General features: G+C 42.6%; 25 protein-coding genes. 18 read left to right on the top strand and 7 right to left on the bottom strand.

Annotated features, from left to right (window positions below; genetic code table 11):
- Positions 1 to 93 precede the first annotated feature (93 nt).
- The 14 genes from SNR28_RS18915 (at position 94) to SNR28_RS18850 (ending at position 16,030) form a co-directional block, all read left to right on the top strand.
- The gene (locus SNR28_RS18915) at positions 94 to 1,356 is read left to right on the top strand and encodes an imelysin family protein (protein ID WP_375750098.1); all 1,263 of its coding nucleotides are present in this window, start codon (positions 94 to 96) and stop codon (positions 1,354 to 1,356) included.
- 341 nt (positions 1,357 to 1,697) lie between these two features.
- Positions 1,698 to 3,083 (top strand): di-heme oxidoredictase family protein, encoded by a 1,386-nt coding sequence (locus tag SNR28_RS18910; protein ID WP_375750097.1) that lies wholly within the window; start codon positions 1,698 to 1,700, stop codon positions 3,081 to 3,083.
- 10 nt (positions 3,084 to 3,093) lie between these two features.
- Positions 3,094 to 4,107: an imelysin family protein gene (locus tag SNR28_RS18905; protein ID WP_375750096.1), complete on the top strand. Its 1,014-nt coding sequence runs from the start codon at positions 3,094 to 3,096 to the stop codon at positions 4,105 to 4,107.
- Positions 4,088 to 5,191, top strand: coding sequence for a DUF1513 domain-containing protein (locus tag SNR28_RS18900; RefSeq protein ID WP_375750095.1), 1,104 nt, complete (start codon positions 4,088 to 4,090; stop codon positions 5,189 to 5,191). Before SNR28_RS18905 ends, SNR28_RS18900 begins: the two co-directional genes overlap by 20 nt.
- Positions 5,192 to 5,274: 83 nt before the next feature.
- Positions 5,275 to 6,834, top strand: a complete 1,560-nt coding sequence (locus SNR28_RS18895) for a murein L,D-transpeptidase (RefSeq protein ID WP_375750094.1) — start codon at positions 5,275 to 5,277, stop codon at positions 6,832 to 6,834.
- 74 nt (positions 6,835 to 6,908) lie between these two features.
- A complete protein-coding gene (locus SNR28_RS18890) occupies positions 6,909 to 7,445 on the top strand; it encodes a DUF882 domain-containing protein (RefSeq protein WP_375750093.1) in 537 nt (178 codons plus the stop codon).
- A 69-nt stretch (positions 7,446 to 7,514) separates the two neighbouring features.
- Entirely contained in the window at positions 7,515 to 8,168 is a 654-nt protein-coding gene (locus tag SNR28_RS18885) for an MBL fold metallo-hydrolase (RefSeq protein ID WP_375750092.1), read from the top strand.
- 194 nt (positions 8,169 to 8,362) lie between these two features.
- Entirely contained in the window at positions 8,363 to 8,734 is a 372-nt protein-coding gene (locus SNR28_RS18880) for a MarR family transcriptional regulator (protein WP_375750091.1), read from the top strand.
- A 340-nt stretch (positions 8,735 to 9,074) separates the two neighbouring features.
- The gene (locus tag SNR28_RS18875) at positions 9,075 to 10,172 is read left to right on the top strand and encodes a TRAP transporter substrate-binding protein (RefSeq protein ID WP_375750090.1); all 1,098 of its coding nucleotides are present in this window, start codon (positions 9,075 to 9,077) and stop codon (positions 10,170 to 10,172) included.
- Between the two features lie 145 nt (positions 10,173 to 10,317).
- Positions 10,318 to 10,869, top strand: coding sequence for a TRAP transporter small permease subunit (locus SNR28_RS18870; protein ID WP_375750089.1), 552 nt, complete (start codon positions 10,318 to 10,320; stop codon positions 10,867 to 10,869).
- A complete protein-coding gene (locus SNR28_RS18865) occupies positions 10,866 to 12,149 on the top strand; it encodes a TRAP transporter large permease subunit (RefSeq protein ID WP_375750088.1) in 1,284 nt (427 codons plus the stop codon). Before SNR28_RS18870 ends, SNR28_RS18865 begins: the two co-directional genes overlap by 4 nt.
- A gap of 108 nt (positions 12,150 to 12,257) precedes the next feature.
- Positions 12,258 to 13,643: a cache domain-containing protein gene (locus tag SNR28_RS18860; RefSeq protein ID WP_375750087.1), complete on the top strand. Its 1,386-nt coding sequence runs from the start codon at positions 12,258 to 12,260 to the stop codon at positions 13,641 to 13,643.
- On the top strand, positions 13,619 to 14,257 hold the full coding sequence (locus SNR28_RS18855) for a response regulator (protein ID WP_375750086.1): 639 nt from the start codon (positions 13,619 to 13,621) through the stop codon (positions 14,255 to 14,257). The genes SNR28_RS18860 and SNR28_RS18855 overlap by 25 nt, the downstream gene beginning before the upstream one ends.
- A gap of 189 nt (positions 14,258 to 14,446) precedes the next feature.
- Positions 14,447 to 16,030 carry a BCCT family transporter gene (locus SNR28_RS18850; protein ID WP_375750085.1) on the top strand — a complete coding sequence of 528 codons (1,584 nt, stop codon included), beginning with the start codon at positions 14,447 to 14,449 and terminating at the stop codon, positions 16,028 to 16,030.
- A gap of 86 nt (positions 16,031 to 16,116) precedes the next feature.
- Here the strand turns inward: SNR28_RS18850 and SNR28_RS18845 are convergent, their stop codons facing one another.
- From SNR28_RS18845 to SNR28_RS18835, 3 genes are all read right to left on the bottom strand, one after another.
- Positions 16,117 to 16,860 carry a dienelactone hydrolase family protein gene (locus SNR28_RS18845; RefSeq protein ID WP_375750084.1) on the bottom strand — a complete coding sequence of 248 codons (744 nt, stop codon included), beginning with the start codon at positions 16,858 to 16,860 and terminating at the stop codon, positions 16,117 to 16,119.
- Between the two features lie 152 nt (positions 16,861 to 17,012).
- Entirely contained in the window at positions 17,013 to 17,729 is a 717-nt protein-coding gene (locus SNR28_RS18840; RefSeq protein WP_375750083.1) for a 3'-5' exonuclease, read from the bottom strand.
- Between the two features lie 2 nt (positions 17,730 to 17,731).
- Entirely contained in the window at positions 17,732 to 19,618 is a 1,887-nt protein-coding gene (locus SNR28_RS18835) for a DUF294 nucleotidyltransferase-like domain-containing protein (protein ID WP_375750082.1), read from the bottom strand.
- Positions 19,619 to 19,785: 167 nt separating this feature from the next.
- Between SNR28_RS18835 and SNR28_RS18830 the strand changes: the two genes are divergently transcribed.
- A complete protein-coding gene (locus SNR28_RS18830) occupies positions 19,786 to 20,439 on the top strand; it encodes an outer membrane beta-barrel protein (RefSeq protein WP_375750081.1) in 654 nt (217 codons plus the stop codon).
- 119 nt (positions 20,440 to 20,558) lie between these two features.
- Entirely contained in the window at positions 20,559 to 21,575 is a 1,017-nt protein-coding gene (locus SNR28_RS18825) for an IS110 family transposase (protein ID WP_375748966.1), read from the top strand.
- 453 nt (positions 21,576 to 22,028) lie between these two features.
- Here SNR28_RS18825 and SNR28_RS18820 read toward each other — a convergent pair whose 3' ends face one another.
- The 3 genes from SNR28_RS18820 to SNR28_RS18810 all read right to left on the bottom strand — a co-directional run bounded on the left by SNR28_RS18820 (position 22,029) and on the right by SNR28_RS18810 (position 24,105).
- Positions 22,029 to 22,697, bottom strand: a complete 669-nt coding sequence (locus SNR28_RS18820; RefSeq protein WP_375750080.1) for a hypothetical protein — start codon at positions 22,695 to 22,697, stop codon at positions 22,029 to 22,031.
- 114 nt (positions 22,698 to 22,811) lie between these two features.
- On the bottom strand, positions 22,812 to 23,207 hold the full coding sequence (locus tag SNR28_RS18815; protein ID WP_375750079.1) for an antibiotic biosynthesis monooxygenase family protein: 396 nt from the start codon (positions 23,205 to 23,207) through the stop codon (positions 22,812 to 22,814).
- A 289-nt stretch (positions 23,208 to 23,496) separates the two neighbouring features.
- Complete coding sequence (locus SNR28_RS18810) at positions 23,497 to 24,105, bottom strand: substrate-binding periplasmic protein (RefSeq protein WP_375750078.1); 609 nt, start codon at positions 24,103 to 24,105, stop codon at positions 23,497 to 23,499.
- Between the two features lie 400 nt (positions 24,106 to 24,505).
- Here SNR28_RS18810 and SNR28_RS18805 point away from each other — a divergent pair, with 400 nt between their 5' ends.
- Positions 24,506 to 25,390: an MBL fold metallo-hydrolase gene (locus tag SNR28_RS18805; RefSeq protein ID WP_375750077.1), complete on the top strand. Its 885-nt coding sequence runs from the start codon at positions 24,506 to 24,508 to the stop codon at positions 25,388 to 25,390.
- 114 nt (positions 25,391 to 25,504) lie between these two features.
- On the opposite strand, the gene SNR28_RS18800 is transcribed toward SNR28_RS18805, so the two are convergent.
- Positions 25,505 to 25,948, bottom strand: a complete 444-nt coding sequence (locus tag SNR28_RS18800) for a MarR family winged helix-turn-helix transcriptional regulator (protein ID WP_375750076.1) — start codon at positions 25,946 to 25,948, stop codon at positions 25,505 to 25,507.
- A gap of 114 nt (positions 25,949 to 26,062) precedes the next feature.
- On the opposite strand from SNR28_RS18800, the gene SNR28_RS18795 reads away from it, so the two are divergent.
- Positions 26,063 to 26,506 (top strand): hypothetical protein, encoded by a 444-nt coding sequence (locus SNR28_RS18795; RefSeq protein ID WP_375750075.1) that lies wholly within the window; start codon positions 26,063 to 26,065, stop codon positions 26,504 to 26,506.
- The last annotated feature ends 6 nt before the right edge of the window (positions 26,507 to 26,512 follow it).

The raw sequence follows: 26,512 nt of genomic DNA, 5'->3' as shown, positions 1-26,512 counted from the left end.
TTGAAAAATAAATGTAAATGGATATTATTTGCAAATCGTATTGATAATGATACGCATATACAAATAATAAATTTGCTCAACAAGGACAAGCCAATGACAATCTATCGCAAGGCGATAATGCCATTTACCGTGGCGATTGCGCTAAACAGTGGTGTGGCGTTCGCCGCTTCTACCGTCACTCAACAACAAGTAGTTGAACACTATACGGATATCGCTCACTCGGTTTATAGTGATGCACTCTTCACTGCAAAAGAGCTGGATAAGTCGCTCGAAAAGTTTCTTCAATCTCCTTCCCAACAGACACTTCAACAAGCAAAGCAAGCGTGGTTTGATTCCCGGGTTCCGTACCAACAGTCTGAAGTTTTTCGTTTCGGTAACGCAATCGTTGATGACTGGGAAGGTCAGTTAAATGCATGGCCACTTGATGAAGGCCTTATCGATTACGTATCAAAAGATTATCAATACGAGCTTGGCAACGAAGGCGCGAACGCAAATATCGTGGCCAATGAGACGATTCAGGTCGGTGCAGAGAAAATCGATGCATCTGAAATCACGCCTGAATTAATCGCAAACCTTAACGAAGTGGGCGGTTCAGAAGCCAACGTTGCTTCTGGTTACCACGCAATTGAATTCCTATTGTGGGGCCAGGATCTAAATGGTACCGATGCTGGTGCAGGTACTCGTCCTTACACTGACTTTGCGACAGGTTCAGCCTGTACCAATGGTAACTGTGAGCGTCGTCGTGAGTTCCTCAAGGCAGCATCAGAGTTGTTGATACAAGATCTTGAGTGGATAGTAAAGCAGTGGGCTCCAGGAGTGGCTAACAACTACCGTACAGAGTTCCTTGCAGATAAAACAGAGAACAGCCTGAGAAAAATGCTGTTCGGTATGGGGTCACTTTCTCTTGGTGAACTTGCCGGTGAGCGTATGAAGGTGGCTCTTGAAGCAAACTCTACTGAAGATGAGCACGATTGCTTCTCTGACAACACGCACAACTCTCATTACTACAATGAGCAGGGAATCTACAATGTCTACACAGGTATCTATCTGAAAGCGGATGGTACTTTGCTAACTGGCCCTAGTATTCATGTCCTTGTTGCACAGAAAGACAAGTTGGCTGCGAAAGAGATTCAGAAAGCTGTGGATGTGGCACGAGCGCAGGTGGGTACACTAGTTACTTCAGCTGAATCTGGTGTTTACTTTGACCAGTTGATTGCTGCAAATAATGCGGAAGGTAACGCTCTTGTAAATGAATCTATTGTTGCATTGGTCAAGCAAACTACTGCCATTGAAAAAGCGGCAGGCATTGTTGGTATCAGCAGTCTGAATCCTGATACCGCCGATCACGAGTTTTAATCAAACCTAGGGCGTGTTGACCTTTCGTGATGATTTTTGCAGCGAGTTGTTGGGTATTTAAACAAGGCAGAGGTTTTGATGTGTAGCTAGCCTACATGAGAAGCCGATAACGCAGTAAAAATACCCAACAAACGCTGCCCGAAGGGTTCGGCCAAAAACGTTTTACTCTTTGTTGAAGAGAGTTTGCTTAGAATGACTAGGCGTCACTCTCCTCGCCGCGATTAAAACGTTTTTGACTCGAACAAACTTTAACCACGAAAGGTCAACACGCCCTAGCTAACCACAATAATAAAAAGCCTCTCAATATAATTATTGAGGGGCTAACTAGCATTGGAAATAATATGAAAAATAACAGTATCTTATTTTTCTCTCTTCTCAGTCTGGCTTTCTACGTGAACGGGTATGAGACGAGATCTGGTGGTGGAACCAGTATCAAGAAAGATGGTGTAAATGCGTTCTCGCAACCGGCTGGCAACCTTCCCCTGAGTAAAAGGCTGGATTTTAGTGTAGGGAACAGTTTTTTTCGCAATCCATGGGTACAGGCTCCGGCATCTACAGATGCTCGTGATGGCTTAGGTCCGCTATTTAATACCAACGGATGCCAGAATTGCCATATCAAAGATGGACGCGGACATCCTCCTGAATCAAAAGATGATCATGCTGTATCTATGCTTGTCAGGTTAAGTGTTCCGCCAGAAACTGAGAAACAAAAACAAGACGCTATCATCAATGGCCTGATCCCAGAACCGACGTATGGAGGTCAGTTGCAGGATTTCTCGCTACCAGACGCGAAGCCAGAAGGGCAGGTAGTGATTAATTATCAAGATGTTGAAGTTCAGTTCAACGATGGTGAAATCGTCACGCTGCGAAAGCCAACGCTTAGTATAGAAGACCTCAATTACGGTCCGATGCATCCTAAAATGATGATGTCGGCCAGAGTTGCTCCGCCTATGATTGGACTTGGTCTTTTAGAATCAATACCAGAACAAACAATATTAGATATTGCGGCTGAACAAGAGAAGAGTGGTGACGGTGTCACAGGAAAGCCGAATTATGTATGGGACGTTACCAAAAATGACTTTTCTTTGGGACGTTTTGGATGGAAGTCAGGACAACCCACACTCATGCAACAAAATGCAGCAGCATTTAATGGAGATATTGGTCTCACATCAGCTCTTTTTCAGCAAGAAAACTGTACCTCCAATCAGACTATATGTTCAGAGCTGCCTAATGGTGGTGACATAGAAGTTAGTGACAACATTCTAAAGTTTGTTGAGTTTTATACTCAGCACCTTGCAGTCCCGATCAGAAGAAACGTGAAGAGTCCTGAAGTTCAGTTAGGACAAAAAATGTTTGATGAGTCTGGTTGCGAATCATGCCATCGAACAAACATTATAACAGGAGAACGACCTGATCTTCCTGCTATTTCAAACCAACTAATCCATCCGTATACCGACATGCTGTTGCATGATATGGGAGAGGGGCTTGCTGATCACCGTCCTGAATATCAGGCAAATGGTAGAGAATGGCGAACCCAGCCTTTGTGGGGTATAGGCTATACGCAAGAAGTAAATGGACACACTTATTTCCTTCATGACGGTCGCGCTCGTAATCTGATGGAAGCGGTGTTGTGGCATGGTGGTGAAGCTGAGAGTTCTAAACAGAAGGTTTTAGCAATGAGTAAAAATGAGCGTGATGCTCTTATTGCTTTCTTGAACTCGCTATAGGAGTAGCAAAATGAATCAAAAACTCACTGTTTTTGCCGTTTCATTAGCAGCTTCTCTTGTGTCTGCTGATGCTATTGCATCACAGGAGAGTCCTTCTGTTGCGGTTTATCAAATTCAGAAACAGTCTGCGACACATTTTTCCGCTACATCTGAGCTTTTGAGTGAGAATTTTGAAGCTTTCTGCAACGGTAAGCTGGAACGATCGGAATTAGAACAAAGCTGGAAAGACACGATTCATGCATGGATGTATCTTCAGGGACAGGAGCGTGGACCTGAAGTGGCTTTAGAGAAAAGCTGGTCGATTCAATTCTGGCCGGACAAAAAGAACACGACTGGAAGAAAGATGATTCAGTTGTTAAGGCAGGAAACGCCTGTCACTTCGGAAGTTATTGGTAATTCCAGTGTAACTGTCCAGGGTATTGGAGCGATTGAATGGTTGCTTTTTGATACGCAGTCACCAATCAAGGAGAACAAAGAACTTGTATGTAGTACAGGACAAGCCATTTCAATAAACTTAGCGAACAATGCAAATGCGATTAATGAAGCTTGGTCTGAGAACCCATGGGCGGAAGTAAATACCAAGCAATGGCATTCTGAATATCTGGCGTTACTTTCTAATCAGCTCGACTACAGTATGAAAAAAATGAGTCGACCAATGGCTAAGCTCGCCAATCCTAAGCCTTATTTTTCTGAATCCTGGCGTTCTCAGATGTCGATGGCAAACCTTAAATTCAACATCGTTTCCCTGGAAAAGGTATATCTCGGCAATGGTAACGGTCTAGATGCGATACTGAGAGAATTAGGTCATGCTCAGGTTGCGGACAGCATTAAGAATCAGTTTGCCACAATGAAGCAGACCTGGACTGATGAACAAAGCTTGTTTAAGTTGCTGAAATCGAAAGAGGGTTATCGTGAAGTATTGGCTCACTACAATAAATTTGAGTATTTGAACTATCTGATTCACGAAGAAGCGGCCATCGCACTTGGCGTCGTAGTGGGGTTCAATGCAACCGATGGTGACTGATTTAACCCGAAGAAACCTACTAAAAGCAGCGTTGTTAAGCTCTACGGGCCTCTCAACGCTGTCTTCCGATGCTTTTGCTTCGGTCAAGCAACAATCCCCAACGCTTATCGGATGCAGTGTTCAGGGCAAAGGAAGATATTCAGCTGTCGTTGCTGATAAAACTGGTGTCCCAATATTTAAGCTGCCTATTCCTGATAGAGGCCATGGTGTGGCTGTCTGTCAAAAACGAGCTTTGGCGGTGGTTTTTGCAAGACGCCCCGGTTCTTACTTCCAACCTTTCAACTTTATTACCGGTGAAGAGTTAGCATTAAAAGTAGCAGAGCCCGGGCGTCACTATTATGGGCATGGTGCATTTTCAAACGATGGAAAATGGCTCTATACAACAGAAGGTGATGTAACAAGCAATGGCTTGATAGGCGTTTATGACGTTGATGATAATTTTAAGAAAGTTGATGAGTTTTCGGGATTCGGCATCGGCCCGCATGAGTTGATTGTTTTGCAAGACGACACAATCGTGGTGGGTGTTGGGGGTGTACAAACTGATGGAAGAAAACCGACTAACCTTGAGAGCATGAAGCCTAGCCTGAGTTATCTGGACAAAACTGGGAGGCTAATAGAGCAAGTTGGTTTAGATGACCATAAACTGAGTATCAGACATCTGTCCACCTTCAAAGGTATTGCTGCCAAGGATGAGTTTGTGGTCTGTGGTCAGCAGTATCGGGGAGAGCCAGACGATTTCCCATCATTAATTGGCATACATCGACGTGGAGAACCTATTCAGTTACTCAATGCTGAGCCTGAAGAGTGGGCTCGTTTTAATCACTACATAGCGAGTGTTGCCGTGATCGGTGACCACTTGTTGGCGACCTCCCCTAGGGGAAATTGTTATGGAATTTGGTCTGTATCTAAAAATCGATTATTAGAACTCGATTTTTTGCCAGATGCCTCTGGGGTCGTGAGTTTAAACAATCAGTTTGTGGTGAGTTCAGGCTCAGGCAAGGTAGTGGTTAGAGATGCAAACAAAATCGAGTACAAAATAAACTCAGGTATTCAATGGGATAACCATTGGTCATCAATAAGTTGATTCACTGAACTTTTTTGAAATTGTCGTTACCCTGAAACTTATTCTTTGCCATACTGTATATAAGCATTTTGTGAGGTATGCGCGTGAAGAAAGGTTGCCTGTTTCTACTAACAATAATAGTTTCTGTTAATGCTTATGCATTTGAGAAGTTTCACGAACTTGGGTGGGTTCAACCTGGTAGCCCACTTGAAGTAATGCTGTCAAACAAACAAGAGCTTACCAATATCTACGAAGGTCAGGGTTACCAACTTATCTGGTTTAACCCTGAAGTCGCTCAGCTATTCGAAGATCAGCTATCTATTCTTCATTATTCCGAGATCAGTCCTTATTTTTCATTTCGCTATCAGAAGTTAAAGGAATACCGACAGAATCATCAGCTGTTTGAATATGATCTTTTAGCAACGGATACGTTAGTTAGCTATGTGTCCTATTCCAAGAGCGCAGAAAAAGAGGGTAACAAATGGTATTTCAACGGCTCGGTAGAGTTACCACTGTCTGGGTTTGTGAAGAATGATCTCACTTTTTTGCGCAACGTAGTCAGTAGCAAAGCGCTAAAAAATTATCTTTCCATGCATGCACCAGCAAATTTTGCTTTTTATCGTCAGGCAATGATACGTCTTGAAGAGCACTCATCTCAGCAGGGCAAACAAGATTACATTCAACGCGGCATCAAGAAAAAGGGAGATAAGCTAGAGGATAAAACGACTCTTGTAACTAAGTTAAGCGCTGTGGGTTTGCCCGTTGCCAGCATTGATACAGGGAATCAGCTATTTGATAGCAAGCTATCACTTGTGATTAAAACCTTCCAAAAGCAACATGGATTAAAAAGTGATGGTGTCATTGGCTCAGATACCATGTACTGGCTCAATCTTCCTTATGAAGAGCGCTTGCGGATTTTGGCATTAAATAGTGAAAGAACCAGGCTGGTGCCTAAAGAACGTGAATCTCTTATTGTGGTCAATGTTCCAAACTTTCGTATGTCATATTGGTATGACGGTGAGCCGGTTTTTCATTCTAAGGTAATTGTTGGTAAGCGCAGCAGAAAAACACCTCTGCTCGATATCAAGTTGGACTCCATGATAGTAAACCCAACCTGGAATGTACCTAAGAAACTGGTTTATAAAGATATCCTGCCTAAGGTAAAGAGAGATAATACTTATCTGCAAACACATAACTTTAAGGTGTTAAAGAACGGTTATTTTGGTGAGGAAGTTGACCCAAGCACCATCAACTGGGACAAAGTTTCCGTTCATCAGCATTTCCCTTACCAGTTACGTCAGGATGCGGGTGCGTTAAATGCTCTTGGCAGATACAAGTTCAATACACCAAACAACCGAGCCATTTACTTACACGACACCCCAACCAAGTACTTGTTTGATAGAGATAGCAGGGCATTCAGTTCCGGTTGTATACGAGTTCAATATGCTGACCAGTTTGCTAACGTGTTGCTAAAGACTCAGGGAATCGATGATAAGCAAGACGCTCTGAACCAGGCTGAACAGAAGCTACTGATTCCAATGAAGAAACCCATTCCGGTTAAAATTGTCTATCAAACAGCCTGGTATCAATCTGGATATATCAACTACCGGAAAGATATCTACAGCTACGATACAGGTGTTAAAGAGCTGGCTAAAAAGGATTGACCGCCTAATCTATGTACGCTAAATTTTGACCTCAATTTAAAAGTCATACAATTATATTTTGAGGTCGTTCCTTAATGCTAAGTAGAAGACACTTCTTAAAGCTAACAACCGGAAGTGTTGCATTGGCTACCCTGTCACCAGCCATTTCCCACGCGTCACCTTTCAAGTCAGCAGAACCTAAAGAGCTTTCTTTTCATAACCTGCATACTGGAGAGAAGCTAACCGCATGTTACTTCGATGGTCAGCAATTTGTCGAAGATGCTATGAGCGATATTGACCACATATTTCGTGATTTCAGAAGAAACGAGATCATGCCGATCGATCGTCGTATATTGGTTCAGCTTGATTCAATTCAGTCCAAACTCGGCATCAATAAAGAAGTTCAGCTGATATCTGGTTATCGATCTCCAGAGACGAATACAATGCTGCGCGGAAAATCTTCGCAAGTTGCAGACAAAAGTAAGCATACACAAGGTAAAGCGCTGGATTTCTATTTTGAAGGTGTGGATTTAGCTCATATTCAAAAAGCTGCGCTCAGTCTCAACGCTGGTGGTGTAGGGCGGTACAAACACTTTGTGCATATTGATACCGGGCGAGTCAGGCGCTGGTAACTCGTTACTTGTAATGTCTTCGAAGCAGTGTCATAGTTCCGCATCAGTTAAATTTACAGAGTTTGTGCAATGAGCCTTAAATATCAAATCGTTCCGGTAACCTCTTTTTCTCAGAACTGTTCTATCGTTTGGTGTGACGAAACTATGAAGGGTGTTGTTATTGACCCTGGTGGTGATGTAAAGCAGTTAGCGATTCTGGTTAAAGAGTTGGGTGTTGAAGTCGAAAACCTACTTCTTACCCATGGTCATCTGGATCATGTTGGTGGCACAGAGCCTCTTGCACATGAGTTGAATGCTAAGATTCTGGGACCACATAAAGATGATCATTTCTGGTTGCAAGGGTTAGAAGGCCAGAGCCAGATGTTTGGCTTTCCGTTGACTCAGGCGTTTGAACCTTTCCGCTGGCTCGACGAAGGTGATGATATCTCGTTTGGTAATCAGACTCTCAAGGTTATTCATACACCAGGTCATACTCCAGGTCACATTGTGTTTTATAGTGAAGAATCCAAAACAGCCTTTGTAGGCGATGTGCTTTTTAATGGTGGTATTGGGCGAACAGACTTTCCGAAAGGCGACTTCAACACACTGATTGATTCTATCAAGCAAAAGCTTTGGCCTTTGGGTAACGATGTAGAGTTTATCCCTGGGCACGGTCCTACCTCTACTTTTGGCCGTGAGCGTGCGTCGAATCCGTTTGTTGCAGATGAAATGCCACTCTACTAAATGAATTGAAGTTTTAATATTTAGCCTGTCCATGTGACAGGCTTTTGTTTAAATGGTGAGCGATCAACGATTATTTGAAGAAATTAATGCCTATGTTTTCGCCATTTGCTACAAATGTCCGCATTTATTTGGTATAAAACCGCCTTTCGAATTTTTTACCACTGCCTGTTTGCAGTGAACAAAGGAACATTTTGATGAGACTGGCTCATAAACGTAAAGTGCAGATGAAACTGCAAAAACGTATCAAAGCAGTTGTAGGTAACAAACTTGCAGCTCCAAAAGTAACAGCAACAGAGACAAAAAAAGTAGAAGAAGTTGCTGCGAACATTCCTGAGAAGGCGGTAAAAACTGTCGATATCGCACTAACGCCAAAACAGCAGCAGGTAATGGATATCGTTGCTAAGAACCCTGAAGGTATTAATCCTAAAGGTATCGGCCTTGAAGCTGGTCAGGAAGATGCGAAAGCAGCATCTTGGGCAACGGGTGCGCTTAAGAAACTACTTGAAGAAAATCTTGTTGTGAAAGAGCAATTAGCAGGTAACAAGGTTATCTATAAAGCGCTTTAATATACGAGATCAGACGCGATAAAGGTCCTTCGGGGCCTTTTTTTATGCCCTTGATTTGTATTGTGATCACAATCTATTAATCAATATGTAATAAATTAGAAGTGATAACAACTAAGTGTATTTTCCAGATAATTAATCCAGAGCAATAGTTAATTTGCTGTATTTATAGAAAATAAAACTCATAAAGGATTAAAGACTACGTATTTATACGTAATACCAAGGTCGACAAGGAATAAATTTAAAAACAGATCCTGCGTGTTCATGCCGATTCTTTTCTTTGTTCAGTTACGCCATTGTTATACCGCCTATTAAGGAACCCTATAACAAAGGACGTAAAGAAATGAGCCTAATTTCCAAAACAGTAAAACGAGTGTTATCGAGTACAGCAATCGCTGCACTAGCTTGCTCTGCGTTTGTTGCGACATCCGCGTCAGCAGCAGACAAAGTGTATCGCCTTAAACTTGCTGAAACATGGGGACCAAACTTCCCGGTATTTGGTGATGCAACTAAGAACATGGCTGCAATGGCTGAAAAGATGTCAAATGGTCGCCTACAAATTCGTATTGACTCTGCAAACAAACATAAAGCACCGCTGGGTGTGTTTGACATGGTGAAATCAGGTCAGTACGACATGGGACACTCTGGTTCATACTATTGGAAAGGTAAAGTACCTAACACACTTTACTTTACGTCTATGCCATTTGGTATGACTCCATCAGAGCAGTATGCCTGGTTCTACCATGGTGGTGGTATGGAGCTCATGGAGAAGGTTTACTCTCCGCACAACCTATTATCCTTCCCTGGTGGTAATACCGATATCCAAATGGGTGGATGGTTCCAAAAAGAGATCAACAGCATCGATGATCTAAAAGGTCTGAAAATGCGTATTCCAGGCTTTGCTGGCGAGGTGCTTGCCGAGTTAGGGGCAAAACCAACAAACATCGCACCGGGTGAACTGTATACAGCGTTGGAGCGCGGCACAATTGATGCGCTTGAATGGGTTGGTCCTTCACTTGATTTGCGTATGGGCTTTCACAAAATTGCACCTTACTACTATACAGGTTGGCATGAGCCAGGCTCCGAACTTCAGTTCCTAGTGAATAAGCGTACATGGAAACGTCTGCCGGAAGATCTGCAAGAGATACTACGTATAGCGATGCGCACAGCAGCATATGATATGTATACTCAGGCTACTCACGAAAGCGGAAAAAACTGGGTTTCTATTAAGTCTGAATATCCTAATGTTCAGGTGAAAGACTTCCCACCTGCAGTAATGAAGGCGATGAAAGATGCGAACGCTAAGCTACTGGCTGAGCATGCAGCGAAAGATCCTCTGACTAAAGAGATTCAGGAATCTCAGGCGAATTATCTAAAGCAGGTTCGTTCATGGACAGACATTTCTCATAGAGCATATCTGAATAGTCAGGCTGCTGAATAATGATTCAAATGCTAGTTATAAATTAAATAAATAATAAGGCTGGACTTATAGAGTCCAGCCAATTAAATTTGAAGGTCTCTGCGATATTATTATCGAAGAGTATCAATAATTTATAATACCTATCTTTAATTCCATGGAGTTCGGAATGAGAAGCCTGATCTATTTAGAACGAGGGCTGAATAAATTTGGAGATTTATTGGGTTGGTTATCCAGTATTCTGTTTATTTTGCTTCTTGCCAATGTTGTGTATGACGTTGTCATGCGTTATGTGTTTAATGATGTCTCTATCGCCTTCCAGGAAATGGAATGGCACCTATTTTCTGCTGTGTTTTTACTAGGTGTTCCTTACGCCATTCGTTCTGCCGGTCATGTGCGGGTCGATATTTTTTATGAGCGTCTTTCTGTCAAAGCACGTTCGGTGATCGATATCTTGGGCACGCTCTTTTTTCTACTCCCATTTTGTATGCTTGTTGCCTGGTTTGGAATCGACTTTGCCAAAGAGAGTTTTGAATTAGGAGAAACTTCGGGCGATCCGGGTGGTTTACCATACCGCTGGATAATCAAAGCGATGATCCCATTGTCATTCACTTTTATGGCGATTAGTGGCATTGGAATGCTATTGCATTCGATAAACAACATCGTCAATCCAAAACACTCGATGCATGGTATCGATAATCATCCGGGGAACGAGCTATGATCGGAATTGTGATGTTTTTTGTCGCTCTGGCAGCCCTTTTACTTGGTTTCCCAGTGGCATTTACCTTCGGTGGTATTGCACTGCTGTTTGGTGTCTGGGCTGAAGGCCCTGAGATGTTCGCCTTTATGCCGTATCGTATCCAGTCCATCATGGAAAACACGGTATTGATGGCGGTTCCTCTGTTTGTCTTTATGGGCTTGGTACTGCAAAAAACCAAGCTGGCTGAGCAACTACTAGAGTCCATGGGGCGCCTGTTTGGTACGGTTCGTGGTGGTATCGCTATCTCAACGGTTCTGGTTGGCGCATTGCTTGCGGCATCAACGGGTGTTGTTGGCGCTTCTGTAGTTGCAATGGGGTTAATCTCACTGCCTGTCATGCTGAAGTACAATTACAACAAAGGATTAGCCTGCGGAACTATCTGTGCTTCGGGAACATTAGGACAGATTATTCCTCCTTCCATCGTGTTGATCCTTTTGGGTGATGTTCTGGGTGTACCAGTAGGTGACTTGTTCCAGGCTGCTATCTGGCCGGGTGTCGTGCTTGTAGGCGCTTATATTCTCTATATCCTAATTTATGCGAAGTTAAATCCCGAAGCGGCACAACCTATTGAACGTGATGAGTCTATTTCTCGACGTGAAGAAGTTATTACTGCGCTAAAAGCTGTAATACCACCATTAGCTCTGATTGTTGTCGTTTTAGGTTCGATATTTGCGGGTGTGGCAACACCGACCGAATCAGCGGCATTGGGTGGTGCAGGAGCAATTATGCTTTCGTTTTTATACCGCTCCTTTAGCTGGAAAATGGTCTATGACGCATCGAAAGAGACGGTGAAAGTAACCGCGATGGTATTTGCCATACTTCTGGGTGCAACAGCGTTCTCGATGGCGTTTACCTACACTGGCGGTGATCTGCTCGTGGAAGAGTGGATGTTTGAGATACCGGGCGAGAAGTGGGGCTTCCTCATCATCGTAATGCTGGTTATTCTGATTCTTGGCTTCTTTATCGATTTCGTTGAGATCTGTTTTATTATCGTGCCAATAATCGCACCTGTCGCAGAGTTGATGGGAATCGATATGGTTTGGTTTGCAATTTTGATTGCGATGAACCTTCAAACCTCCTTCCTGACCCCACCGTTTGGATTTAGTCTGTTCTACTTGAAAGGAGTGGCTCCGAAAGGTGTTACGACAGGTGATATTTATCGTGGAGTGATGCCATTTATCGCTATACAGGTTGCTGTACTGGCAACATTGCTGCTGTTCCCAGGATTTTACGGAATGTGATCCAATTCTTGAATGGTTACAGTTAGATTTCAATAAAGATATCAACTTGTTAATATTAGAGCGTTTGTTAGTGCAAACGCTCTTTTTATTTTTGCTTGTTGGTTACGCATGTCTCTGAAACTAAAACTGATACTTCTGACGTTGATCCCTCTGATAATGGTAAGTGCCAGTATTGGTTGGATCTCTATTTATCAGGCTCAACAACTCGGTTCTAGCGAAGTAAAAGTGTTTCGTGAAAATCTGATTAAAACCAGAGAAGCCGCGCTTCAGGACAGTGTAGAAATCGCGATGAGTGCTATCCGGCACGTATACTCCAACGCTGAAAAAGATGATGAGCAGGCAAAGCAACAAGTCAAAAAAATATTGCACGAGTTGAGGTACGGGGAAGACGGTTATTTTTTCGTGTATGACAAGACGGGGACAAATCTCGTCCATCCCATATTACCGGAGCTGGTCGGACAGAATCTGATAGACCTTCAGGATGAAGAAGGGGATTTCTTAATTGAAGCACTTCTGTTTAAAGCGCAGAAGGGTGGTGGCTTTCATGAGTACCTCTGGCAAAAGCCATCAACCAATGAGACTGTTCTCAAATTGAGCTACGTTGAGTGGTTAGACAATTGGGACTGGATGATCGGCACGGGTATGTACATTGAGGACATCAGTGAAGAGGTCGCGCAGATAAAGAGCCTTATCAACGTAAATATCGAAACAACCTTTTTCTCGGTGGTGTCCATACTGGCGGTTACTGTTGCGGTTATTATTGTTCTAACTCTGGCGGTAAACCTTCACGAACACCGTATCGCGGACAACAACTTAAAAGATCTTGCTCATAAAACAGTGATGTTTCAGGAGGATGAAAAGAAGCATCTGGCAAGAGAATTACATGATGGTATCAACCAACTCCTTGTTTCAAGTAAGTGCCACCTTGAGTTGTTGGCAACAAAGCTGAAAGACAGAAATTGTTCCAGTGAGCTATATGAACACATTGAGAAATCGGAGCAATCTTTAGTCACCGCGATCAATGAAGTTCGCCATATCTCCCATAACTTACGACCAAGTGCACTGGATGATATCGGGCTTGAAGCTGCGCTCACTACTTTGGTCAATGACTTTAGATTGCATGCTAACTTTGAAATTGAAGCCGTATTAGAAACCGAACCCGGTAAGCTCAAGTCTGAAGCTGCAACGACATTGTATAGAGTGACTCAGGAGTCGCTCACCAATATCGAGAAACACGCGCAAGCAAAACATGTGGCTGTCATTCTTAAACAGATGGGCAACATGCTGCAATTGATGATCAGAGATGATGGTGTTGGCTTTGATGACAAAGATGTCGCCAATAATAAAGGCATCGGATTAAGAAACATGCGTGAAAGAGTTGAGTTTATCGGTGGGGATTTTGAACTGATAAGCGAACAACATTTCGGTACGGAAATAACCGTACTATTGAATTTAGATGGACAGATGTTATGGAAAAACCGATCAGAGTTGTAATCGTCGACGATCATAAAGTGGTACTCGAAGGCTTTATTGCTCGGTTGCAGTTAGAAACAGAAATTGAAGTGGTTGCGACTGCGTCAAACGGACTGGAGTCGATTGATGTTATTAAACAGCATCAGCCAGACGTGGTATTGATGGACGTCAGTATGCCTATCATGAGTGGCATCGATGCGACCCGGTTGTTAAAGGAAGAACTTCCTAACATCAAGATCCTTATGCTGACCATGCACGACAACCGCGAGTACATCATGAAGGTAATGCAGGCTGGTGCCGTGGGCTATATGTTAAAAGAGGTCACGGCAGAGAAGATGGTACAGGCCATAAAGACGGTTAACCACGGCTCGACCTACTTTTGTGAAACCACCACCCAAACATTATTTGCTGAACAAGTCATTCCGGCTACACAAAAGTCAAACCCGCTAAGCAGACGTGAAGAGGCGGTGCTTAAACTTGTCGCGCAGGGAAGTAGCAGTAAGAAAATTGCTTCATTATTGAATATCAGTTATCGCACCGTAGAGACCCATCGACAAAACATCAAACATAAGCTGGACTTGCATTCAACCGCGGAGCTGGCTCGTTACGCGGTAGAAAGAGGTTTGATGGACTAATATTAAGTATTAATAAGTGTTAACATGATCACATAGCTCTAGGTTATATAGAGCTTGTTCTTTTAACTGACGCATTTAAATTCTTTTCCCGAAGGATAGAGGATTATCGTCAGTATTTTTTTAATTTTAACCATCAATAAGAACGAGGGTTCTTTTTGTTTTTGGTGAGATATCACAAGGTGTGAAGTTTTGACTAAAGGGATAGACAAATACAGTATCGATAGTACCGATTACACCGTGGGTCAGGACAATGTTCAGAAGTGGGGTTTTGACGTACATAACCCCGTGTTTGGAATGAGTGCTGGTATCATGGTGCTTCTTATCGCAGTCTTAGTTTTCTTAGACGCAAACACGGCAAAATCAGCACTAGACAGTATCAAGTGGGGGATTATCAATCAGTTTGATGATCTGTTCATGTGGTCAGGCAACTTTTTCTTACTTTTTTGTATCGTGTTGGTTTTATCACCCTTCGGAAAGATACGAATTGGTGGGCTAGAGGCCAAACCGGAGTTTTCAAACCTTTCCTGGATGGCAATGTTGTTTGCTGCAGGTATGGGTATTGGACTTCTGTTTTGGGGGGTTGCGGAACCAATGGCCTATTTTACCGGCTGGTACGAGACTCCGTTAGGTGTTGAAGCTAACACCGAGGAAGCCATTAAAGTTGCATTAGGTGCGACGCTTTATCACTGGGGCTTTAATGCCTGGGCGATGTACGCGGTTGTTGCACTCTCTCTCGCATTCTTTGCCTACAATAAAGGTTTGCCACTATCTATCCGTTCCATTTTTTACCCCATTCTGGGAGATAGAGCTTGGGGCTGGTTCGGCCACGTGATTGATATCTTAGCGGTGTTGGCCACTATATTTGGTTTGGCTCCATCATTAGGCCTTGGGGCTCAGCAAATCACTTCCGGTATCAACTATGTATTTGGTACTGATGGTGGTTTGACGACACAGATGATCATCATCGCGTTTGTTACAGCCCTTGCGACTTTCTCGGTATATCGTGGACTAGAAGGTGGCGTCAAGTTACTCAGTAACATCAATATCATCGTGGCTGTCGCGCTGTTGATTTTCGTTATCCTTGTGACGTTAGATACCAGCCCTCACTACATGGTGTTAACGGCTATTGGATACATCGAGAACTTTATTCCGCTTAGTAATCCAATTGGTCGAGAAGATGAACTCTGGATGCATGGCTGGACAGTGTTCTACTGGGCCTGGTGGATTTCATGGTCCCCATTTGTTGGTATGTTTATCGCACGTGTATCTAAGGGGCGTACGATTCGAGAGTTTGTCGTTGCGGTCATTATTGTTCCTACGCTGGTGACACTCGTCTGGATGGGAACCTTTGGCGGTGTCGCTATCGATCAAGTATTCAATAAGATTGGTGAACTTGGCGCGCATGGGCTAAGTGATGTGAGCCTGGCACTGTTCCATCTGTATGACTCGTTACCATTAAGTACTGCGATTTCACTGCTTTCGATGGTGCTTATCATGGTCTTTTTTGTAACTTCATCAGACTCAGGTTCACTGGTTATTGACAGTATCACAGCGGGTGGCAAGGTTGATAACCCTGTACCGCAACGCGTTTTTTGGGCTGTGATTGAAGGTGCGATTGCAGCGGTTCTACTTTATATCGGTGGGGCAGAGGCGCTTCAGGCCTTGCAGGCAGGTGTTATCGCAACAGCGCTACCATTTACGGTTGTGTTGATACTGATGTGTATTAGCTTAACTATGGGGCTCAGTACCGAGCCTCGAGGCGACTATAGATAACACATTCCCTATAAAGACAAAGAGCGGCTTGAACAGCCGCTCTTTTACTATGTGTTAGTTACACAAAGAATCAACACTAAGGCGTGTCAGTTCTTGGTATTGGTTGCAAGAAAGCCGGAGAAAGCATTCCAGGACTTTTTGTCAGCGTCTTCTCTGTATCTGTTGGAACCAAATACGGTAAAGGCATGTGGTGCACCACTGTAAGTAATCATTTCATGCGGTACTTTGTTTTCTTCCAACTCAACTGCTAACTGAGCGAAGTCAGACATGGGAATGGCTGAGTCGGCAGTACCATGAAGAATCAAAATCGGGGCTTTGGTATTGGAGTAACTCTGACCTTGTGGTGTTTTCAGACCACCATGAAAAGTGACAAAACCGCGAACATCCATTCCCGCTCGGGCGGACTCAAGTGCAGCGGCACCACCAAAGCAATAGCCCATTACAACAGTGTTGTTTAAATCGCCACCAAGTGCACCTGCTTGTGCAAGTCCACCACTCATCAAAGACTGAAGTTTTGTACGGTTTTTATACAGCTCACCAGTATGTTGTCTCTTGTCCTCAACTTTTGTTGGTCGTACGCCTTTACCAAATAGATCAACGGCAAAAACGTTGTAACCCATTTCATTTAGCATGCTGGCGCGCTTTTCTTCATATTCAGTCAGTCCATCCCAATCATGAACAAGAAGCACCAATGGAGCACCATCTTTGGCTTTTGACCAGTATCCCTCGTAAGACTCACCGTCAACTTTGTATGTGATATTTTCTCCAGCGACAGCGGAAGTGCTAGCAATTGTCGCTAACAAGATGAGTTTGTTGAGTGAAATTTTCATACCATATCCTTATTTGTACGACATATTAGTGATGTCTTCAAAGCTTAATACATTCTCAGAAAGTAGTAGGGATATAGGTTATGAAATTTTTCTATAATCTTTATCGATTAAATTCTCAATAGATTTGTAGCCAGGCGAAATTATGGGGATGATTATCCCCAAATTTCACTGATCGGCATGTCAGGAGCATAGTGATACGCGACTTGTGCTTGTAGTAACTCTGCTGTTGCTATCGCATCTGTCAGTGCGTGATGAGGAGGGTAGATAGGAAGACCATAACGTTGACGGCTTCGTCCAAGTCTGACGGACTGAGGTTTCTTTCCTTTTAGTTGATTCAGCAAGCCTTTTGTTTGTTTTTGCTGAATAATCGTTTCTATCTCAAGCGTATCAACGACAGGAAACAAAATGCCTTCACCGATACGATCTTTCATCGCTTTATTGAGAAAGTTTCGTTCGATACGTTTGTAGTGGACCACAACGATTTTACCGGCCAGAGCTTCTAATACTTCCTCCAGAACACGCGTAAGATCAGGGGCATCGACAATGTCACTATGAGTAATTCCGTGGATGACAACGGAATCTTCTTCCAATGGCCGGTTAGGATTTACAATCCAGTGCTTTTTCTGCCTCAGGAAAATTCTGTTCAGATTAAATGGCACCAGACCTATGCTGATAATGTCTTCCTTTTCATGATCCAGACCCGTTGTCTCGAAATCCAATGCAACAAACTCAACTTGTGCCAGAGGCGTATCTGGTGAGATTACTCCTTGCCCATAAAAGCTCACAAGGCGATCATCTTTCGCACCTTTAAGTGCGTTGTCATAGTGCTCAGGCCAGTTCATCGCCTGTTGTTTACTAAATAGTTTCATGATTACCCGAACTTATTGCTTGCCTGATAACGGAACTTAAGAAAGTTTTGCGCATTGCTCAGAATCTGGAACGCATCTTTCAGGTTTCTGCGCTCAAAGTCCGATATGTTGTCTGGCTCAATGTTGTTGTCTGGTTCGATTTCATTATCAACATCGATACCCTGATGGCGTATTCGTACCATGGAGATAAACTCCATTGCATCACGAAGGTCCTGTGCTCTGCCTTTGGGTAATATTCCAGCCTCTTCAATATCATCAAGACGTTCAAATGAGTTTTGTGAACGAGAACCGACAGCCAGTGCATGAACACGGATAAGATCGGCCAGTGGCGCAGTACCACGACGTTTCAGGTTAATTGAGTTCTTATGTTGTCCATCTTTTTCCATCACGAAGCTCTTAAAGAAGCCAAGTGGTGGGGTACGATTCAGTGCGTTTCTGGCAAGGCAAGCGAGGAAACGATTGTTCTTTTTAGCGCGCCTCACGATAAAGCTGTTCAGTTGCTCGGCCCATTTTAACCTTCCGTAAACACCATCAAGGTCGAAGAAAATAGAACTGTTTAGCAACGCCTTTGGATTTGGGTTATCAATCCAGTCAGCAAAGCATTCTTCCCACTCTGAGCGCGTCATTCGCCAAGTCGGGTTTGTTGCCATGATGTCGCCAGTGCAGTAGCTGTAACCACATTCATCCAATCCGTGGCATACAAACTTGGCCAGATTGGCAAAGTACTCTCCGTGCTTCTTCTTGTTGTAGCTATCATCAAGAATAATGGCGTTATCCTGATCGGTAACTAAAAGTTGTTCATCTCGGGCCATTGAGCCCAGAGCAAGGAAGCAATAAGGCACCGGTGGATCACCAAGTTCCTCTTCCGCTAACTCTATGATTCTTTGTTTAAAGCTTCGACCAATAACAGACATGGCGCTACCCACCATATGTGAGTTGGCATCTTCGTTGATTAGACGTACAAAGCTGTCTCTTACTTGCTCTGAAACAGTTTTTAGATCTTCGATAGAGGTCTGAAGGAAAATCGTGTTTACAAGCAGTAATGAGCTCTGAGATTCGTAACGAACAATGTCTGCCGATTCCAGCACGCCCACAGGAACCTTGTTTTTCATTATAGGAAGGTGGTGAACGTTGTACCTGAGCATGGTAAGCATCGCTTCATAAACATAGGCGTTGTGATCGAGCGGAATAACCTCCGAAGTCATTACTTCAGAGACTTCTTCCTGAGGGTCTAGCCCTTCCGCCAGAACGCGAGTACATAGGTCGCGGTCGGTGACAATACCAACCATTTGGCTATTGTCATCATCTTCCGGAACAATCTCTGGATCATAGATGAGTAAAGAAGAGACGGCTTCTTCTGCCATTTTCTTTGCCGCGTTTTGAATAGTTTCTGTTTTTGGGATGCTCACCGGGTCCTTTGTAATCAGAGTCGTAACCTTAGACGTCGTCAGGTCATTAGCCTCTTTGTTCATCGACACGGTTTGTCTTAAGCGAACTGTGTTTTCAACCTCAACAAAATCAGCGAAATTATCGTAGTTTTCATAAAGGTGATGGAATACTTCTTCAGGCACACAGTACAAAAGCGTGTCTTCGGTTGCTTTAGCCGGGAAACGTACTTTATTGTTGGTCATCAATCCCATCTGACCGAAGAGATCTCCTTCATCCAAACGGTTGTAGAGCTCACCACTACGACGATAGATCTCAACAATACCGCTTCTAACCAGATAAAGGTCGTGTATATGGTCGCCAAAGTGGATGATGGGAGTGTCAGCACGATAGTAAGAGATTTCGATATTGCGGGTAATCTTTTCTAGTGCTTCTTCCGGGAGTTCTGTGAAAGGAGGATATTGGGAGATAAAGTTTTGTATCTCAGTCAGTTCCGCATCCATAATCTTTTCCGTACGTTTTGCATTACTGTTATGTTACATGATCTACAAAAATTTGCCCTAAGTAACTGAATTATTTGTTTTGAGATGTGGATTCTAAACACCTCTTATCATATTAAGCTATGCTGTTAGCTACAGATTTTATGGAAGAAATTGGTGAGTTGTGCTCAATGAATAAATCAATTAAACCTCTTATGTTAGCTGGCCTGCTAACCTGTTGCACATCAGTAATTGCTGACGAAAACAAATCTTACCGCGCGTATGATTCACCGGTGAACTACAGCTATCTCCAGTTCTACGTCGGGGGAGGCCATATTGACCCCGATAGCGATGCTATTGATGAGGATAACCTCACAGAGTTAGGTCTATCTTACCAACGAATGTTAAGTGAGCATTGGATTGGCGAGCTGGATTACGAAGGACACTTTATTCATGGTGATAAAGCGGATTTACGCAATGATAGGGCTGCAGTTCGCGGGCTTTATCGTATCTCTTTAAACGATAAATCTGATGTGCTGTTTGGAGCAAAACTGGGTGTGATGCGAACCAAAGCCACTAGGCGCTCAGATGACAGTACTATCAGCTCAGACACAGATTTTATGTATGGTATTAGTGCAGAATACCGATACGGTTTCAGCAAAAAGTGGGAAGGCGGACTGGGTGTTGAGTACACAGACGCAGATCATTTGGATGAAACTCAATTTACAGCTGATATTGTTTATTACTCGAGTGACAAGTTTGGTTTTGGTGGTTATGTATCTGAGGCAATAGGGGATAAATCGAATACAACGGCTATTGGTTTAAAGGCACGTTTCAGATTTTAAACTCTCCTGAATAGGAAATTGTCGCAGATTGTCTTTTTGCATTAATAAGCTAATTAGATGGTACGCCCCTTCATTCCACTACACTCGATAGTATTGAGGAAAGGGAAAAGGTGACCATCATGCTCAACACACACATTATCGGCATCGACTTAGCAAAACATGTTTTTCATCTTGTCGGCCACGATTTTTCGGGCCGGGAGACTTTTCGCAAAAAACTATCCAGACAGAAAACACTTCAGCTACTTTCAGTTCATGAACCAGTCATCGTAGCAATGGAGTCATGCGGTGGGTGCCATTGGTTTGCTCGAAAATGTCAGGAATATGGTCATCACGTTAAACTGCTCCCTGCACAATATGTAAAGCCTTACGTCAAAACGAACAAAAACGACTTCATTGATGCTGATGCAATAGCAGAAGCAGCTATGCGACCTAAGATGAGGTTTGTTTCGCCAAAGAGTGAGCAAGCACAGGTAGCTATAGCAATCCGTAGGATTCGGTCTGGTTATATTAAAGAACGAACTGCTTGTATGAATCGAATAGGCTCTATGCTTCTTGAATTTGGTATCAGCTTTCCCCGTGGCCATCATTACATGAAAGGGCTTTTTCAGTGGTTGGCAGATAAAAAAGAGCCTGTACCACCACTATTGATTATGGAATTAAGACAGCAACTAGATTATTACAATCTCTTAAACCAATGGATAAAAGAGCAAGAGAAGAAACTTGAACAGCTTAACGAAGGGAATGAACTCATGGGTTTATTGCAGAGTGTTCCAGGCATAGGACCTATGACGGCTTCTTGCTGCTTGTCGGCGGTAAGTGATCCACAAGACTTTTCAAATGGAAGAAACTTTGCTGCGTGGATTGGTTTAGTACCTTATCAGTACTCAACAGGGGGTAAGCCTCGAATGCTTGGTATATCAAAGCGTGGAAACAAAGAACTGCGAGAGCTGTTCATTCACGCTGCGAGGTCAATTCTATGGCGAGATTCCTCGGTAGAGCGGTACTTTGGCCCTTGGTTAACTGAAATGAAACGCAGGAAACCGTTTAATGTAGCTGTTGTGGCACTGGCTAATAAATTGGCCCGAATATCTTGGTCAGTTATGGCAACACGAAAACCGTTTGAAGTAAGAGTTTAAACCAAGTTTGCAAATGATAATGAAAGATGACAAGACGGTCAGACCACCAGATTGAAGACCTGAGGGGCAAAACAGCAACTTAAGTAGTGCTTTCACGCTTATGAGGACAATCTGGCGCGGATCTCATCGTAGAGCGGGACTAATGAATAAAAGTCCATATAGACTCTGAATACATTGGCGCAAACCAGCTCAGTTATTTTAAGTTATCTACTTGCAAAACTGGGGCGTACCATACATTTTGCCCCTTTCTTTGTTGGCGAGATTGTTGACCGATAAATCTCGTCAGAATTTGCCCTACATTTCCTAATGCCTGACGAGAAGAAGGTCATGCTCGCTAGTGGACATTTCTTTTCATTTTGCGACCATCGACTAATAGTTGTGTTTTTGAAAAGATATGCAAAAGGTGCATGTTATTGCACCTCTTGTTTTTTAGCTCTCTTAGCTTCGTAAGTATCATTTTAAGTCTAGTTTTCTTCCTAGATATCTAACAGATACGTCAACGTATCCTTTTTGTACGGACTCAAATTGTTCACTTAAAGCTAGTGCATGCTCTTTGTTGTCTGCCAGTACGGAAATTAGATACGTAGTTTGTTTTCCATTTCCACTGTCATGAGCGTTGATATATGAAGATGTAATTAACCCAGACTGCGTTAGAGCAACAACACGTTGAAGATCAACACTTAAAACTCGGTTCAGTTCAGTGGTATTGACGTTTTCATTCCAATAAAAAGACAATGAAAAATTTTTATATGTCGGTGTATTATCAAGCCACTTTGTTCCCAACGATTTTATTTCGTTGATTCGTAATACATTCTTTTTATAAAGGGGCAATGAGGACAATTTCTCCCTTACTTCTGTTTCGTCATTGGCTTCAATAACAAAGTTTGCATAAGACAATCGGGTACCAAAGTCTGTCTCATCCTGAATATAAACCTCCTTGATTTCACCACTTTCAACCATTTTTATGAATGACAATTTCTGATTTGGAATATCAGACAGAACCTCATTTTTGTTCTCAATGTTCCACTCTAATCTCACACCGAAGTCTTCAGAATATGAAGAGCTTGAAAACGTAGCTAAAAGACAAAATGCCGTTAGCATTGATAATGGACGAAGATACATATCTTTACTCTCTCAAGTCTGTTGAGTTGTATATAACTGACACTAGTAGTATTTATCTGAAAAGGCTTTCTACGAAGCCATCATTGCTTCGAACTAAATGACATAGTTTAGGAACTAATCTTTTCTTATAACTTTGTATAGACCTGGTCGATATTTAACTCCATCAATTTTAGGGATCTCTCCACTGGCATGCATTTTCTTCGTTGCTGCTTTAAATTCCTTTGCGCTTTTCCATTTAGCCACGTTTATTAACTGGTATTCGGAGTCGGTAGAGATAGCCTGATGTAGTTCAGTCGAGATATAACCAGGTTGTTGTTGTAAGAAATCTCGCGCTTTTTCCCACATCGCGATGGTTTCATCTAACTTATTGACTGGAACGATGAATGGGTTAATCAGCGTAACTGCAGAGTTGTTATCGTGGTTAACCTGACCTTGATTCGCATGGGCCAAATTTAGTAACAATACGCCACTCATTAGTATACTGGTCGCGACTAGATTGATGATTCGCATGACATTGCTCTCCGTATGTGTTGTTGATCGGTATGTGATTCATGTTAACTGGATGCATATACTATGTAGCGCTCATGTTAACTTGGCAATATGTTGTCATATTGGAATCATGGTGTCAATGCCGTGTTGAGAAATAATCTATAGTATTGATGCAACTTCTGCTTAAAGTCAGGTTCATAAATTAATCTAGGTATGGCTATGGCACACGTGGTTTGCTCGGTGTTAACCAAGGAACTAAAGAACTGAACGATTGCGAGCCTTAAATTTCTGTTTAATTTGGATCAGCGTACTAATTTTTAGAGGGGTTTAGAAAAATGCTCGCTCTCACACCTTCTCTCTCCATATTAACGAGTGCGTCTTGCAATAGAGGAAGAAGATGTTCATGTTTTCTGTGGATGTACATATACCCCTTGAATGAAGCTAAGGATGCTCCAACTTGTAACGAGTTTTCTTGGATAAAAGATAGCGCTGCTGGTGAAAGGTGTGCTAACCACGTAACTAGGAATTTGCAATGAGAAGCGTGAACTTTTTTGACTGCGTGAATATCTTTACTTAAAGGGTAGGCCGTAAAAGGATAGGATTGTAACTGACGCTCAACGACTAACGTGCCTCTTAAGTAACAGATGTCATAACCTACCAAATCGGCCCAATCGCTCACCTCAATGCTATTTTCTTTTTTCGAAATGACAACCAACTCGTCTTCCATCCAAGGAGCATCAACAAGCAGCAAGTTTGAATACCTTGGGTCAAGTTTTAATGTCTTCAATCTAGCGAAAATACCATCGACTTTGCCAATATTGGCGTAATGCAAACTTCGTTTACTGGGAAAAGATTGAAGGGTAAATTTGATATTAGAACGTTGTTCCAACGCTTGAATCATCTGTAGCGCGCGACTCATCCTAGATGAATCCGTTTGCATCGAGTGACTCAAAATCAAAGTGCTTTGTATTGAAACATTTGCAAAAACTGAACTAGTCAGAAAATAAAGCAACAGAGCTTTTAGAATCAATGGAGTTAGCATATTTGTAGTACCACAACTTATCTATTAATTAATAATAGTTATTGGCAAATCGCCAAAGAGTGACCTAGCCCTAGCATGAACCATTTTATTCTAGTAAGAACATTTCTCATTTTCGACTCAGTTTGCTTAACCAAATCGGTTCTACTAGTGAGTTCTGTTTTGACAGTATTGTGTCAAAATGTAATCATGTTGTCAATGTAAACATTCAGTAGTAAATCGATTAACATTGGCTTCTGAGTGCTCAACTTAGTAACCCATTAATAGGAGCTTGATCGTTATGATGAAAATTATTTTTGGTACTATATTAACGTTAACCCTGGTCGCAAAGTCGTTTGCTTATAGTGGCATTTCAATGCCATCTGGCGACGACTCCTGGAAATCAACCGATTTGGGACATGGTATCTACATGTTGCAAGGCAAAAGTGGAAACCCGGGAGGCAATTTGGGTCTCCTAGTTGGCGATGAGGGTGTTCTGCTTATTGATAGCGGGCTAAAAAAGGCGGCTAACGTGACTTTGGAAGCGGTTGAAAAAGTGGCTGGTCGAGAAGTCGATTTCGTCATTAATACACACATTCATGCTGACCATCTTGCAGGAAACTTCGTTTTTGCAGAGAAAGGCGCGACTATCATTGCTCATGAAAACACTAGAAAAGCACTGTTGAAGGACGAGAAATTTAACAAGAAAGGGCTCCCTCACGTTGCTATTACAGATAAAACATCACTACACCTGAATGGCCAGACAATTGAGCTCATCACTATACCTGATGCTCATACCGACAGTGATATTATTATTTACTTTCCTGAAGCCAATGTTATTCATGCAGGAGACATGGTATTTAAAAATATATTTCCGAATATTGATTTAAGAAATGGTGGAGATATCGACCGGTTTATCGCGGGACAGTATTTAATTCTAGATTTAGGTGATGATGATACGAAAATTATTCCAGGACATGGAACGCTAGCAACAAAGGCTGATATCAAAGCTGGTATCGATATGTTAACCGGGGCAAAAAATAGTATTAAATCTATGATTGACAAAGGAATGAACTTAGAAGAAATTCTAAAACAAAAGCCACTAGAGAAATACAATGAATGGAGTTGGTTTTATATCAACAACACAAAGATGACCATGATGATTTATGGCTTGCTAACGAATTAACGATGCTCCATATCTCACGTCCACACACTTAATTGAGCGGTCATTTTGGTGGCCGCTCAGATTTTAAAAAGTCAGCACTAGAAGCCCTTAAGTCCCTATGTGAGGGTACCGCCATCAGTCACTGAAATGATGTGCCATTTTTTCCAGTGTCGCTAGTGTGATTTCTAACTCACTTGTTGTTATATCTTCTGCCCCTTTGGCGGCCCACGCAAATTGCTTGATATCTAGCTGATCGTATACTCGACGACCTTCTTCTGTTAAATCTACTAGCTTAGCTTTTTTGTGATGAGGGTTGTCAACTTGTAAGAGCATCCCATCTTTTGTCATTACATCAACAATTCGTTGTGTCGCCTGTCGGCTTTGACCCATTGTGCGTCCTATTTGAGGCACTGTTAATGCAGCATTTGATTTAACAATTGCCCCCATCACTTTCCATCGAGCACTACTTAAACCAAACTCCTTTGTCAGTGCATCACCCTCAGCGTTTAGCATTCCACTCACTTTAAAAATTTCTAAAACAACCTGTGTGAATATCTCACCATTAGTTTTTGTCGACATAATTCATTTCCGATTAATAAGTGACAACATATTGCCAAATTAAAATTGACACCATGTTGTCAATGGGTCTATAATTGACAGCATGTTGCCAATTATACTCTTCTGGAGATACGTATGAAACCCTTAGTTCATAAAATTGCTGCAGTTATCGCTACGTTATGCATTGCTACTTTTTTTAGTTCAACACTCATCGTTGAGTTGTTTGGTTCAATGGACTCTATCCGCCAGATTAAGGCATTAATTGTATTTCCTGGCCTTTATATTCTTGTACCAGCAATCGCTGTTGCTGGGGCGACAGGTTCTTCTATGGCCAAACAAAGAAAGGGGCGAGTGATTGACAGAAAGAAAAAGCGTATGCCGATTATTGCAGCAAACGGCCTCCTCATTCTTATTCCTGCCGCGATACTACTCAATCAATGGGCGGAAGCAGGCAGTTTTGATACCAAGTTTTACATTGTCCAAGCGATGGAGTTGCTCGCAGGACTCACCAACTTGAGCCTGATGGTTATGAATATCCGAGATGGACAAAAATTTAACCCAAAGAAAGCAAAAGCCTGAGAGTCA

Origin of the sequence: Vibrio iocasae, from assembly GCF_042245395.1 — a bacterium.
Taxonomy (GTDB): Bacteria; Pseudomonadota; Gammaproteobacteria; order Enterobacterales; family Vibrionaceae; genus Vibrio; species Vibrio iocasae.
The sequence above is the reverse complement of the archived record's forward strand: the minus strand, read 5'-3'. Positions and strand labels throughout refer to the sequence as shown.

What these genes read in the sequence shown, in the direction of transcription:
- SNR28_RS18915 (WP_375750098.1), top strand. Translation starts at nt 94, where the DNA reads ATGACAATCTATCGCAAGGCGATAATGCCATTTACCGTGGCGATTGCG.
- SNR28_RS18910 (WP_375750097.1), top strand. Translation starts at nt 1,698, where the DNA reads ATGAAAAATAACAGTATCTTATTTTTCTCTCTTCTCAGTCTGGCTTTC.
- SNR28_RS18905 (WP_375750096.1), top strand. Translation starts at nt 3,094, where the DNA reads ATGAATCAAAAACTCACTGTTTTTGCCGTTTCATTAGCAGCTTCTCTT.
- SNR28_RS18900 (WP_375750095.1), top strand. Translation starts at nt 4,088, where the DNA reads ATGCAACCGATGGTGACTGATTTAACCCGAAGAAACCTACTAAAAGCA.
- SNR28_RS18890 (WP_375750093.1), top strand. Translation starts at nt 6,909, where the DNA reads ATGCTAAGTAGAAGACACTTCTTAAAGCTAACAACCGGAAGTGTTGCA.
- SNR28_RS18885 (WP_375750092.1), top strand. Translation starts at nt 7,515, where the DNA reads ATGAGCCTTAAATATCAAATCGTTCCGGTAACCTCTTTTTCTCAGAAC.
- SNR28_RS18880 (WP_375750091.1), top strand. Translation starts at nt 8,363, where the DNA reads ATGAGACTGGCTCATAAACGTAAAGTGCAGATGAAACTGCAAAAACGT.
- SNR28_RS18875 (WP_375750090.1), top strand. Translation starts at nt 9,075, where the DNA reads ATGAGCCTAATTTCCAAAACAGTAAAACGAGTGTTATCGAGTACAGCA.
- SNR28_RS18870 (WP_375750089.1), top strand. Translation starts at nt 10,318, where the DNA reads ATGAGAAGCCTGATCTATTTAGAACGAGGGCTGAATAAATTTGGAGAT.
- SNR28_RS18865 (WP_375750088.1), top strand. Translation starts at nt 10,866, where the DNA reads ATGATCGGAATTGTGATGTTTTTTGTCGCTCTGGCAGCCCTTTTACTT.
- SNR28_RS18860 (WP_375750087.1), top strand. Translation starts at nt 12,258, where the DNA reads ATGTCTCTGAAACTAAAACTGATACTTCTGACGTTGATCCCTCTGATA.
- SNR28_RS18855 (WP_375750086.1), top strand. Translation starts at nt 13,619, where the DNA reads ATGGAAAAACCGATCAGAGTTGTAATCGTCGACGATCATAAAGTGGTA.
- SNR28_RS18845 (WP_375750084.1), bottom strand. Translation starts at nt 16,860, where the DNA reads ATGAAAATTTCACTCAACAAACTCATCTTGTTAGCGACAATTGCTAGC.
- SNR28_RS18840 (WP_375750083.1), bottom strand. Translation starts at nt 17,729, where the DNA reads ATGAAACTATTTAGTAAACAACAGGCGATGAACTGGCCTGAGCACTAT.
- SNR28_RS18835 (WP_375750082.1), bottom strand. Translation starts at nt 19,618, where the DNA reads ATGGATGCGGAACTGACTGAGATACAAAACTTTATCTCCCAATATCCT.
- SNR28_RS18830 (WP_375750081.1), top strand. Translation starts at nt 19,786, where the DNA reads ATGAATAAATCAATTAAACCTCTTATGTTAGCTGGCCTGCTAACCTGT.
- SNR28_RS18825 (WP_375748966.1), top strand. Translation starts at nt 20,559, where the DNA reads ATGCTCAACACACACATTATCGGCATCGACTTAGCAAAACATGTTTTT.
- SNR28_RS18820 (WP_375750080.1), bottom strand. Translation starts at nt 22,697, where the DNA reads ATGTATCTTCGTCCATTATCAATGCTAACGGCATTTTGTCTTTTAGCT.
- SNR28_RS18815 (WP_375750079.1), bottom strand. Translation starts at nt 23,207, where the DNA reads ATGCGAATCATCAATCTAGTCGCGACCAGTATACTAATGAGTGGCGTA.
- SNR28_RS18810 (WP_375750078.1), bottom strand. Translation starts at nt 24,105, where the DNA reads ATGAGTCGCGCGCTACAGATGATTCAAGCGTTGGAACAACGTTCTAAT.
- SNR28_RS18805 (WP_375750077.1), top strand. Translation starts at nt 24,506, where the DNA reads ATGATGAAAATTATTTTTGGTACTATATTAACGTTAACCCTGGTCGCA.
- SNR28_RS18800 (WP_375750076.1), bottom strand. Translation starts at nt 25,948, where the DNA reads ATGTCGACAAAAACTAATGGTGAGATATTCACACAGGTTGTTTTAGAA.
- SNR28_RS18795 (WP_375750075.1), top strand. Translation starts at nt 26,063, where the DNA reads ATGAAACCCTTAGTTCATAAAATTGCTGCAGTTATCGCTACGTTATGC.